The 12,122-nt window shown below is 42.4% G+C and carries 9 protein-coding genes; 3 read left to right on the top strand and 6 right to left on the bottom strand.

Annotation, left to right across the window (positions count from 1 at the left end):
* Window positions 1-2 precede the first annotated feature (2 nt).
* Window positions 3-1,025: a quinone-dependent dihydroorotate dehydrogenase gene (locus tag F9K23_18065; protein ID KAB2913034.1), complete on the top strand. Its 1,023-nt coding sequence runs from the start codon at window positions 3-5 to the stop codon at window positions 1,023-1,025.
* A 2-nt stretch (window positions 1,026-1,027) separates the two neighbouring features.
* On the opposite strand, the gene pfkA is transcribed toward F9K23_18065, so the two are convergent.
* The 4 genes from pfkA to F9K23_18045 all read right to left on the bottom strand — a co-directional run bounded on the left by pfkA (window position 1,028) and on the right by F9K23_18045 (window position 4,875).
* Window positions 1,028-1,993, bottom strand: coding sequence for a 6-phosphofructokinase (pfkA, locus tag F9K23_18060; GenBank protein ID KAB2913033.1), 966 nt, complete (start codon window positions 1,991-1,993; stop codon window positions 1,028-1,030).
* Window positions 1,994-2,105: 112 nt separating this feature from the next.
* The gene (locus F9K23_18055; protein KAB2913032.1) at window positions 2,106-3,023 is read right to left on the bottom strand and encodes a hypothetical protein; all 918 of its coding nucleotides are present in this window, start codon (window positions 3,021-3,023) and stop codon (window positions 2,106-2,108) included.
* Between the two features lie 79 nt (window positions 3,024-3,102).
* Window positions 3,103-4,230: a magnesium/cobalt transporter CorA gene (corA, locus tag F9K23_18050; protein ID KAB2913031.1), complete on the bottom strand. Its 1,128-nt coding sequence runs from the start codon at window positions 4,228-4,230 to the stop codon at window positions 3,103-3,105.
* 84 nt (window positions 4,231-4,314) lie between these two features.
* Entirely contained in the window at window positions 4,315-4,875 is a 561-nt protein-coding gene (locus F9K23_18045; GenBank protein KAB2913030.1) for a phosphoesterase, read from the bottom strand.
* 337 nt (window positions 4,876-5,212) lie between these two features.
* On the opposite strand from F9K23_18045, the gene F9K23_18040 reads away from it, so the two are divergent.
* Window positions 5,213-6,964 (top strand): Na+:solute symporter, encoded by a 1,752-nt coding sequence (locus F9K23_18040; GenBank protein ID KAB2913029.1) that lies wholly within the window; start codon window positions 5,213-5,215, stop codon window positions 6,962-6,964.
* Window positions 6,965-7,107: 143 nt separating this feature from the next.
* Window positions 7,108-9,606, top strand: a complete 2,499-nt coding sequence (gene lon / locus F9K23_18035) for an endopeptidase La (GenBank protein KAB2913028.1) — start codon at window positions 7,108-7,110, stop codon at window positions 9,604-9,606.
* A 50-nt stretch (window positions 9,607-9,656) separates the two neighbouring features.
* On the opposite strand, the gene F9K23_18030 is transcribed toward lon, so the two are convergent.
* Together F9K23_18030 and F9K23_18025 are read right to left on the bottom strand one after the other, a co-directional pair.
* Entirely contained in the window at window positions 9,657-11,219 is a 1,563-nt protein-coding gene (locus F9K23_18030; GenBank protein ID KAB2913027.1) for a hypothetical protein, read from the bottom strand.
* A gap of 127 nt (window positions 11,220-11,346) precedes the next feature.
* Window positions 11,347-12,096, bottom strand: coding sequence for an FkbM family methyltransferase (locus F9K23_18025; protein KAB2913026.1), 750 nt, complete (start codon window positions 12,094-12,096; stop codon window positions 11,347-11,349).
* Window positions 12,097-12,122: the final 26 nt, after the last annotated feature.

Below are 12,122 nucleotides of genomic sequence, written 5' to 3'. Positions count from 1 at the left end.
CTATGTTTACCGTTATACGCCCGCTTTTATTTTTATTGAGTCCTGAAAATGCTCACCAGTTTACCATGAAGATTATGGATGCACTGGTTTCTTTCCCCATTACAGGAGCCATTGTAAAAGCAATGTACAAGACCAAAACCAACCCCGTTACCATTGCAGGTATCACATTCCCCAACAAAGTGGGTTTGGCTGCAGGCTTTGATAAAAATGCCAAACACGTGCATACTTTAGCCGCCTTGGGTTTTGGGCACATAGAAGTGGGAACGGTTACTCCCCTGCCCCAGCCCGGTAATGATAAGCCCCGCCTGTTCAGGCTGCCAAAAGATAAAGCGCTTATCAACCGTATGGGTTTTAACAACCAAGGAGTTGATGTAATGGCCGACCGCTTGAAAAACCTTCCAAAAGGAGTGATTATTGGCGGTAACATCGGTAAAAATAAAGTTACCCCAAACGAAGATGCCGCCAGTGATTACGAAAAGTGCTTTAAACGTTTGTATGATGTGGTGCATTATTTCACCGTAAACGTAAGCTCACCCAACACACCCAACCTTCGCCAGTTGCAAGACCGCGAACCTTTAACAGCATTGCTTAACCGCTTGGTAGCGTTGCGTACCCAAAATGTACAAAGTGGAAAACTAAGCAAACCTATATTCTTAAAAATTGCTCCCGATTTGACCAATGAACAATTGGACGAGATTGTAGAAATAGTAAAAGACAGCGGTATCGACGGCATTGTAGCTACTAATACCACCATTAGTCGCGAGTTGCTTACTACCTCAAAAGCCGAAGTTGAAGCCATAGGTGCAGGCGGTGTTAGCGGTGCTCCGCTTACCCAACACAGCACGCAAGTGGTGGCTTATCTTCATAAAAAAAGTAACGGAGCAATACCCATTATAGCCGCAGGCGGAATAATGACCCATGCTGATGCACAAGCCAAATTAGATGCAGGTGCCAGCTTGGTACAGCTATACACAGGGTTTATTTACGGCGGCCCCGGTTTGGTAAAAAGCGTTGGAAATCTGTAAGGTTACACGTTGGTATATTGTAACAACTGCAAAATATCAGGCAATGGCTTGCGTTTTTTTATGGCCTCGCTAAAAGGCGTAAGTACCACTTGGCTATTTAGTACTCCCGCCATCTTACCTGTTTCACCGTTTAACAAAGCTTCTACACAGGCCGCTCCCAAGCGAGTAGCCAAAACGCGGTCGTTTGCTGTAGGATTGCCGCCGCGCTGTATGTGACCAAGAATGCTCACACGGGTATCAATATCAGGAAACTGTTTCTTTAACTCCTCAGCTACTTTGTAAGCACCTCCATCTTCGTCTCCTTCTGCTACCACAATAATCGAAAAGCTCTTTTTGCGTTTACGCTCGTTAAAAATATCCTTCAGCGTATCAATATCATCATTCACTTCAGGCAAAAGCACTGCTGACGCTCCCCCTGCTACTGCCACCTCAAGGGCAATGGAGCCACTATGCCTTCCCATCACCTCTACAAAAAACACGCGGTCGTGGCTATCGGCCGTATCACGTATTTTATCAATTGCATCCAGTGCAGTATTTACTGCTGTATCAAACCCGATAGTGTAATCGGTTCCGTATAAATCATTGTCAATAGTGCCGGGCGCACCCATCGACGGGATGCCGTATTCCTTAAAGAAGATATCAGCCCCTGTAAACGTCCCATCGCCACCTATACATACCAACCCCTCAATACCTTGCTTTTTAAGGTTCTCATAGGCTTGCTTACGTCCTTCCGGCGTCATAAACTCTTTGCTGCGTGCCGATTTAAGTATCGTTCCTCCGCGCTGGATAATATTACCCACTGCATCCGCTCCCAAGGGAATAAAATCCCCTTCTATCATGCCGCTGTAACCGCGCATGATACCTACCATCTCAACACCGCGAAAAACACCTGTACGTACTGCTGCACGCACACAAGCATTCATACCGGGCGAATCCCCTCCTGATGTAAAAACTCCAATCTTTTTCATGGCAACAAATCGTTTAAAACACTTGCAAAATAACAGCTTATTGTTCCCAAACCATAAACAAAAAAGCCATCCCGTTGGGGATGGCTTTTAAAATATTCTATTCTAATCAAGATTAGAATGCAGGGTTAGCCATATCAAAAGTGATTTCGCTGTTGGTAGAACCCATGTTGCTAATAGCGGTAACTTTAAATAGTGCGTAGTGAGTACCGTCTTGTGTGCGGTAAGCAATTACATCACCGATAGCCATTTGGGTAACTTTAGATACAAACACACCGTTGCTGCACTCAGTATCAATTTGGCTAGCGTCAGTTGGGTTTATTGCATCAAACTGAGCAGCTGTAAGAGTGGTTTTCTTAAATACAGTTGCGTTACGGGTAGTCCAGTTAGACATGCTGCTGAATACACCGGTAATTTGAGCATCGTTAGGAGCTGAGAAAGTTGCTTTGTTAGTAGCGCCCATGTAGTAAACAACGTGAGTGCTAGATTGAGCAGCAGCAGCAGCAGCAATAGTCATAACACCTGTAGAACCTTCTTTAGGGTTAAAGAAAGAACCTGTGTTGCTAGCTTGTGCACCCAATACGATGTTAGCAGTTACTTGAGTATTACGTGCTGGTGAAGAAGCAGTAATAGTGAAAGTAGATGATGAAGTTTGATCGTTAGATTGAGTAACGGTTACAGTAAATTTGCTTTTTGCGCCGGCCAATTCACCAAGTTTAATGTCAATCCAGTCACGGTTGTAGCTGGTTTCTTTCATGGTAGAATCAAACAAAATAGCGTTTGCACCACCGTTAACTGAAAGGTTAATAACTACGCGAGTGATTTTCTCACCTGATGAAGGTGTAGCTAGAATACCAAAAGAGATATTGTTACCTGCAGTTTCAGAACCATCAGCAAATTTAAAGCCGGCAGTTGTTTTCCAGGTTACAGTTGGTTTTGGTTTGTCAGCAGTGTCGTCATCCCCTCCGCTGCACGATGCCAAAAACAGGCTACCTGTGATGGCAAACATTACGAATAGTGCTAATTTTTTCATAATCGTTTTTAGTTTCTTTTAAATGAGTTTGGGCAAATATAACAGAGTTACATACTATTTCAAAGCACCTTATGCTGTTTTACAACCATTTTTTGCGCTTAAAATACAGTAACTGTGCTATTGCTATAAACAACATTAGTACCATAATCGCTGCATAGCCCCAAGGATGATATAATTCAGGCATGTTAAAAGGCAGCTCTTGGCCTGCTTTATCAGTAGCTGAGAAGTTCATTCCGTACACCCCAACAATAAATGTTAAGGGGATAAACACGCTGCTTATCACTGTTAAAACCTTCATCACTTCGCTCAATTTATTATTAACACTGTTCAGATAAACATCCATAATGCTGTGGGCAATTTCTTTGTTGGTCTCTATCAAATCCATTATTTGCACACAGTGGTCGTAGGTATCCCGCAAGTATATTTCGTATTCGGGTTTCACCATTTTGTAGTGCGACCGCAGCAATTCATTCATCTTATCCTTCTCAGGCCAGATACTTTTTCGCAAATCAATCAGCAAACGTTTAATATTTTGCATTTCGGTAAGCACCTCTTTGCCGGGGTTTGCCAATATTTCGTCCTCAAGCTCGGTAAGCGCATCCGAAAGTATATCCAACAAGGGAAAGTAGTTATCAATAATGGCGTCTTGTATGCTGTAGGCCAAAAAGAAAGCATCGCCAAGTCGTATTCGGCTGTTAGCCTTCTTCAAACGGTCGCGCACAGGTTGCAAGCAATCTTCTTCGTAATCCTGAAAACTCAATACAAGGTTTTCAAAAACAAACATACTCACCTGCTCATCAATAAATATCCTTTCGGCATTGGTGTATTTCATCCTCGAAAGGATAAACAAATGCGTATCAAACTCTTCAACCTTGGGGCGTTGTTGCTGGCTCACCACATCTTCAATCTGCAAATCGTGCAAACCAAATCGAGCCGCCATTTTGCTGAAAAAATTCTTATTACCGTAGCCTGAAACATCCACCCAATGTATGAGAGTAGTTTCCGCATCCAAATACTTAAACAGCGTTTCGGTGCTGTTAAACATGTTTTCGTGATACTCAGTTTGACTGAATGAGTACACCCTTACCAAAGGGCATTCTTCGCGCTCACCGATATCAAAAAAACCCGGCTCTGCACCGGGCATTGTTCGTTGCTGTATAACGGGTCGTTTTGTAACCGTTCTGCTACGGTGTTTTTTCTTAGACATTTATCTGCTGCCATTGGCACTTAGCCATTGCCACCGCAAGTTAAAACGATTTTCAGAAAGGAAGGAGGCATTTATCAATACCCCCTACACATCTCTTCTATCACTAAAAGGCGGTGTCCAGTTCTTTTTCAACATAATGGCTTTCACTTCCTCGTAGTTTATCGGGTAAAAATTGTGACTATCAACGCCCACATCAAACGAGCGCCAATCGGTCAAATCTTCTAAACTGCCGTGCGAGTGACCATACAAGTGAAAAGCTCCGCGGTGGCTGTTGTGCCACACACGCATAGCGTAGTGAAACAATACTATCAACTGCTTGCCTCCGGGTGCATCAGCATCCTCAACAACCAATTCGTGATAGTCTTTAATCCACTCAAACCTCTCAGTGCATTTTAATGCTGCCGAGTCGTGGTTGCCCAATATCAAGTATATTTTCCCGTTCATACGGGCTAATTGTTTCCTTAATTCTTTGGGCCAGCCTAAGCCTAAATCGCCCAAGTGATACACCTCATCATCGGGTTGCACACGCTCATTCCAGCGTCTAATCAACTCCTCGTCCATTTCTTTTACATCGTTAAACGGACGATTGGTGTACTTAATAATGTTTTTATGACCTAAGTGATGGTCAGATGTAAACCAAATCATTTTTCAATTTTTAAATTAAATAATTAATATGTTCAATCTGCCATGCGATAAAATTTTGCCATTACGCGGTATTACTTCTCCGACCTGAAGTAAAAAGCGACACAGCGCGTCTCATGCCCGCTATGAGAAGGGAGAACTTAGAACAATGGAACCCGTAAATGCGTTAGATTTTCTGAAACCAAGAATATAACTAAGCAATTAACCACTTGCTTTAAAGTTGTCCAAACTTTAAAATAGCACAACAAATTTTCAAGTGCAAATATATAAAAAGTACTTAACTGTAACACCTGCTTGCATATAAAGCCCCCTTGCCCTATTTTTCACCCAAAGTTAACTTATGATACTTACCCTTACTGATTGGGCAATTGTTGCCGCATACCTTGTTCTTAGCCTTTGGATAGGGCTGCGTTACAGAGAAAGGGCATCCAAAAACCTTGAGAGCTTCTTTTTAGGAGGTCGCAATTTGCCGTGGTATATAGCAGGTATAAGCATGGTGGCTACCACCTTTGCTGCTGATACTCCGCTGGCTGTTGCTGAACTGGTGGGCACAAAAGGCATTGCAGGTAACTGGCTTTGGTGGAGTTTTTTGATGGGGGGTATGCTTACTACCTTCTTTTTTGCGCGCTTGTGGCGACGCAGCGGTGTTGTTACCGAAATTGAATTGATTGAACTGCGGTATGGTGGCAAAACCGCAGGCTTTTTGCGCGGTTTTAAAGCGATATACCTCGGCTTTTTTATGAATATTTTGGTGTTGGGCTGGGTGAACTTTGCCTTTATAACCATATTGAAAGTATTTTTCGGGATTGATGATATCGCACAACTAATACTTATTACAGGCGGTGTAATGCTGCTCACGGCTTTCTACTCTTCACTTTCAGGATTATTGGGCGTGGCCATTACCGATGTGGTACAGTTTATTATTGCGATGGGCGGTTGTATTGTACTGACTGTTATTGTAGTAAACTCTGACCAAATAGGCGGCATTGAAGGCTTAAAAGCAAAGCTGCCTGCCTCAAGCCTTGAATTTTTCCCTACCATTAGCTCGGGCGAAGGTGTTGCAACCACCCTATCCCTCACCATAGGCAGCTTTTTAGCCTATGTGGGTGTAATGTGGTGGAGCAGTTGGTATCCCGGCCAAGAACCGGGAGGTGGCGGCTATGTGGCTCAACGCATGATGAGCGCCAAGAACGAACGTCACTCGCTACTTGCCACATTGTTCTTTCAGATAGGACATTATTGTATACGCCCTTGGCCATGGATTTTAGTAGGCTTGTGCGCCTTGGTGCTGTATCCTGAATTGGGTGCGGATGAAAAAGGAAAAGGGTTTGTGCTGGCCATGAAAGACTTTTTACCAAGCGGCTTGCGCGGCTTGCTGTTTGTTGCATTTTTGGCGGCATACATGAGTACAGTGAGTACACAGCTTAACTGGGGAGCCAGCTACTTAGTAAATGATTTTTACAAGCGGTTCCTAAACCCCGCTGCCACGGATAAGAAACTGGTAAAAGCATCACAAATAACCACGCTATTACTCATGCTGGTTTCATTATTTGCCAGCATTTATATCACTTCAGTAAAATCGGTTTGGGAGTTTATTTTAGAAGCGGGTGCAGGTTTGGGTCTTGTGCTGATACTGCGTTGGTATTGGTGGCGCATCAACGCGTGGAGCGAAATTGCAGCAACCATTACCCCGTTTTTTGTGTACGGCGTATTAACTGCTTTTAAAGCCGACTGGGGTATTGCTTTTCCTGATACATTCTTCATTACCGTATGCATTACCACACTTGTTTGGATAATAATAACATTCATTACCAAACCTGAATCCGATACCACGCTGCAAACCTTTTATGCACGGGTGCAACCCGGTGGCTGGTGGGACAAATTTAGCCTTGCCAGAACCGCCGTAAAAGTAAACCACGCTTACCTTTGGCTGTGCTGGCTATCGGGTTGTGTATTCACTTACAGCATTTTGTTTTTAACAGGCAAACTGCTGCTGCATGAGTGGCAACAAGCAATTGCTTTTGCAATAAGTGCCACAGTTTCTTTTAGCATCTTGTGGTGGGCTGCAAAAAAAGACGGGGTATTAAGCTAAAATAACAACGTTTTGCAGTATCTTTAACACTACTGTTGATTTGCTGCCAAAATGGCTACACCTTATTTTGGCATAAGGCTTGGAAGGATAGAGAACTAATTGTTTGATAATTCGTTTAATTGAAAGTATACGAGGTAGAATAGATGCATAGCAAAGATAAGTTTAGCAGGTTTATAATATCTGCCCTGGGTGGGGAGGAACAAGAAGGAACGGAATTTTTACCTCTGCTCTCACAAGAAGAAGAGGACGAAATAAACAAGGAGGAAACTCCTGAAGAACTGCCAATATTACCGCTACGCAACACTGTAATGTTTCCGGGAGTAGTTTTCCCAATTACAGTCGGCCGTGATAAATCCATCAGTCTGATAAAAGATGCCAATAAAGGCAAGAAAACCATTGGTGTTGTTGCCCAAAAAGACGGCAGTATTGAAGACCCCGAAACCGAAGACCTTTACGAAACCGGAACGGTAGCACTAATACTACGTATGTTGCGTATGCCCGATGGAAACACTACAGTGATTCTACAAGGCAAAAAACGTTTTCATATCTCTGAGTTTACCGCTACCGAGCCCTACTTTAAGGCCAAGGTAACCCCTATCGACGGTCCCCGCACCAAGCTTGACAAGGAAGGACAAGCGGTAATAGACACCGTAAAAGAACTGGCACTTCAAATTATCGAGCTTTCGCCCAATATCCCAACAGAAGCAGGATTTGCGATTAAGAACATCGACAGTCCCAACTTTTTGGTGAATTTCATAGCCTCTAACTTAAATGTAGATGCTGCTGAAAAACAACGCATATTGAACGAAAGCAACCTGCTTGACCGTGCCCGCCTTGTGCTTGAAAACCTGAACCGAGAAGCCCAAATGCTGGAACTTAAAAACCAGATACAAAACAAGGTAAAGGTTGATTTGGATAAGCAACAGCGCGATTACTTCTTACAGCAACAAATACGTGTTATACAAGAGGAGTTGGGACAAGAAAGCCCCGACCGTGAAATTGAGGCCATGCGCGAAAAAGGCGCAAAGAAAAAATGGGCCAAAGAGGTAAAAGACCTGTTTAATAAAGAACTGGACAGATTACAGCGCATGAACCCAATGGCTCCTGATTATTCAGTGGGGCTTAACTGGGCGCAATTGGTGCTTGAGTTGCCTTGGGACGAAAACACCAAGGATAACTTTGATATTAAACGTGCTAAAAAAGTACTTGATACCGACCACTTTGGGTTGGATAAAGTAAAAGACCGCATACTTGAATACTTAGCCGTATTGAAGCTGAAAGGCGACATGAAGAGCCCTATAATCTGTTTGTACGGCCCTCCGGGGGTGGGTAAAACATCGTTGGGTAAAAGTATTGCCAAAGCAGTAGGCCGTAAATATGTGCGTATGTCGTTGGGTGGATTGAGGGATGAAGCGGAAATACGCGGACACCGTAAAACCTACATAGGTGCTATGCCCGGCCGTATCATCCAATCGCTGAAAAAAGCACAATCGTCAAACCCTGTGTTTATATTGGACGAGATAGATAAGCTGGCCAGCGATTTCAGAGGCGACCCTTCATCGGCATTGCTGGAGGTACTTGACCCTGAACAAAACAACACATTTTATGATAACTACGTGGAGATAGACTACGACCTGAGCAAGGTGATGTTTATTGCCACTGCCAACAATTTAGATACCATACAGCCTGCTCTGCTTGACCGTATGGAGATTATCGAAATTAACGGCTATACTGTTGAAGAGAAAATTGAAATTGCCAAGAAATACCTGATACCCAAACAAGCCGAAGCCCACGGCTTGAAAAAAGCCCAAATGAAAATTGACGGCAAGGTATTGGAGCGTATTATTGAGGATTACACCAGCGAATCGGGTGTGCGCGGACTTGAAAAACGCATTGCCCACTTAGCCCGTCACCAAGCAAAAACCTTTGTTGCCAAAGACGGCTTTACTGCTGAGATAAGTGTTGACGATGCTGTACGTATTTTGGGTGCCGAGCGTATGGAAAAAGAAATGTATCAAGGCAATGATGTTGCCGGTGTAGTAACCGGTTTGGCTTGGACTCCTGTGGGTGGCACTATTCTTAACGTAGAATCGGTGTTAACCCTTGGCAATGGCAAACTAACGCTTACAGGTAAGCTGGGCGATGTAATGAAAGAATCGGCTATTACTGCGGTTACTTTCTTAAAAGCCCATGCCGATTACTTGGGCATTAACCCAAAATTGTTCGACCAACGCGATATCCATATCCACTTTCCTGCGGGAGCAATCCCAAAAGACGGACCTTCGGCAGGTATTACCATACTTACCTCGTTAGCCTCGTTGTTCACCCAACGTAAAATCACCCCAAATTTGGCAATGACAGGTGAAATTACCCTACGCGGTAAAGTATTGCCCGTAGGCGGTATTAAAGAAAAAATACTGGCTGCAAAACGTGCAGGCATCAGCGATATTATTTTGTGCGAGAAAAACCGCAAGGATATTGAAGACATAAACCCAAGCTACCTTACCAACTTAAAATTTCATTACGTAGGCAATATGCTTGAGGTGTTGGATATCTCATTAACCGCTGACAGCGTAGAAAATCCTGTTGATTTAAGCGTAAAAGAAGATAATAGCGCAAATAAAAGCGTTGTTGTAGCATAATTATACCCGTTTTAATAAATAAGGCTAACCCAAAGGGTTAGCCTTATTTATTAATAACGTTCATCTTTTAACTCGTTCCCGTATCGGTCAACCAGATAATATTGCCGATTTAGTTTCACCCTGCAATATCCTCTGCGATAAAAATCATAGCCATCTTTCACATAATCGTATTTAACGGGTAATAGCACATTACCATCAACATCAATAATACCTTCCCTATAATTTTTCGATACTGTATAAAAATGTCCAACACGGTGTACCCTGTCGTACTCAAAATACTTTATCACTTTTTCATCCCAGCCCATCAATCCAAACTTATTATCCTTCTCAAAATAAAGAACCGAATCGCTTACCTTATCCAACGCATCGTACAGCACATTAATCACCACTTTGCCTTTCATATCCAGTAACCCATGTTTAGAATGCAGTACCGGCTGTGTTTTGCGTTCTTCCACAGCTATCAATCCCCAGCTTTTTATTACATCCACACCGTCATACATCGGCGGTACAATAAACTCTTCATTTTTGTTTATCAACCCGTATTTGCCGTTCTGCATCACCCGGGTGTATCCATCTCCCAAATCATATATTGACTCAAAGCGTTGTTTTACTTTTATACTACCGTCGGGCTTCATTTTACCGATAAGTCTGTTCTTCTCAAATGTTATCAGTCCCTCGTAATAATCATAGGTAATTTTATCCTGACTATCCAACAACACCTCGCCTTTGCAATTAAGCAAGCCCACTTTGTTATTTGGATATGTAAATTTTATAAGACCTATAATTAGGGGTTTAATATCAGCATACTCGCCTGGAGCAAGCTGCACATTTGTTATTGAAACCAATTTCCACTTATCGTCCTTTTTCACCAACAAAGGTTGTTGCTTACCGGTGTTGCAATCGTAAGCATTGGCAATCATCTGGTATTCGGTTTTAAACAACACTTTTCCCAAAGAGTCCACCAACCCAAACTTTCCCTCCTTTTTAATTCTAAACGCTGAATTTTGATAAACTCCGTATGAATATATCCTGATTACTTCATCATGTATCGGCTCAATAAACACTTTCCCGTTACTGTATGCCATTCCATGCTTTCCATCCTTTCTAAGCCCTATTAAACCATTACCATACAAGGTAAATATATCATAAATAGGTTTCAGACCTATTTTCCCTGTTTTCTTATGTTTTGTACCGCTTTTGCCGTTCACAAATACTACTTCGTACTCATCATTGTCTCTATGCGAAGACCCCTTTTCATCGGGTGGAACAGCAACAATATCAAACCCTTCGTCTCCAATGTTTATTTCTCTAACCTCGGGATAAAAATCACCGTAATCATCCTCTTCTTCAATTTCTGCAATCAAATTCCCATAATTGTCAATATACCTCCACTCATTCATATAGTACACTTGGGCAACATAATTGCTGTACATCGAATCAAATGCACCCACAATTTTATAATCACGTTCTTTAATAAGCTTATGAAAGGCGGTATCTTTTACATACCCGTATTTATCAGCCACAAAAGGCTGCGCTGTAACCGCTATGGAGAAACAGCAACAAAACAGTATTAGTAAAAATTGTATGTGTGTGTTTTTAGAAAGAATATTCATTGTTACATTAAGTATTTTCTACTTCAAACTTCGCCATTTAGGGCCATTTTACCCAACAAAACAAAGCCGGATACAATAACATAACATTATCATATCCAGCACAATATAATTGAGCAAAATTATTTAGCTATCGGTATGCCCACACAATATCCCCCTCTATTTTGGTGGTATATCCCTTTTCCTGTAAATGTGATACCAAATGGTCGCGATTTTCATTCGTTTCTTTTCCAACGTGGGTTTCAATGGTTAATGCACCAATACGCTCCCATACTTTATCCTCGGCGTTATACAAAATACTGTATTCTGAGCCTTCACAGTCCAGCTTCAGCAAATCTACTTTTTCCAATCCGTGTGTATCCAAAATATCAGCCAACGTAGTGGTTTCAACCTTAAGGATATCATTGCCGCCACACGCTGTATCAAAAATACTGGCGCTGGTGGTAAAAGTATCATTTGCATCGTATTGAAGAGTGATGTGGCCTACAGCACCACTTACAGCCTTATTGACGGGGGTAAAATCTAACGAGGTATTTTCACTGCAATACTTTTGCAGCAATTTAAAATTCATGGGCATTGGCTCAAACGATACCACCTTTGCATTGGGATATTTCACCAGCGAAAACAACGAAAAATAGCCCACATTAGCCCCAATATCAATAATTACAGGTTTTGAACTGAGGTAATTTTTGGGAAGCCCCTTAAAATAAACCTCGTCTAAAAAACTCTCTTTGTAGGTTTGTACCATCCGTCGGGGTACATTAATCTGCATGCCGTTGCGGCATTTAAAAGTGATAGATTCGTGGCCCTTGCCAAAATACTTGTAGTAGTAATAACGGTGCCAGTTGCTGTGTGTTTTAATCAGGTTTATCAGCCTCATTTAAATGTAAAAGTTTGGTCTATAGG

The sequence above is a fragment of the Bacteroidota bacterium genome, assembly GCA_008933805.1.
Lineage (GTDB): Bacteria > Bacteroidota > Bacteroidia > UBA8524 > UBA8524 > SB11.
Note: the sequence above shows the minus strand (reverse complement) of the source record. Positions and strands in the feature narration are given on the sequence as shown.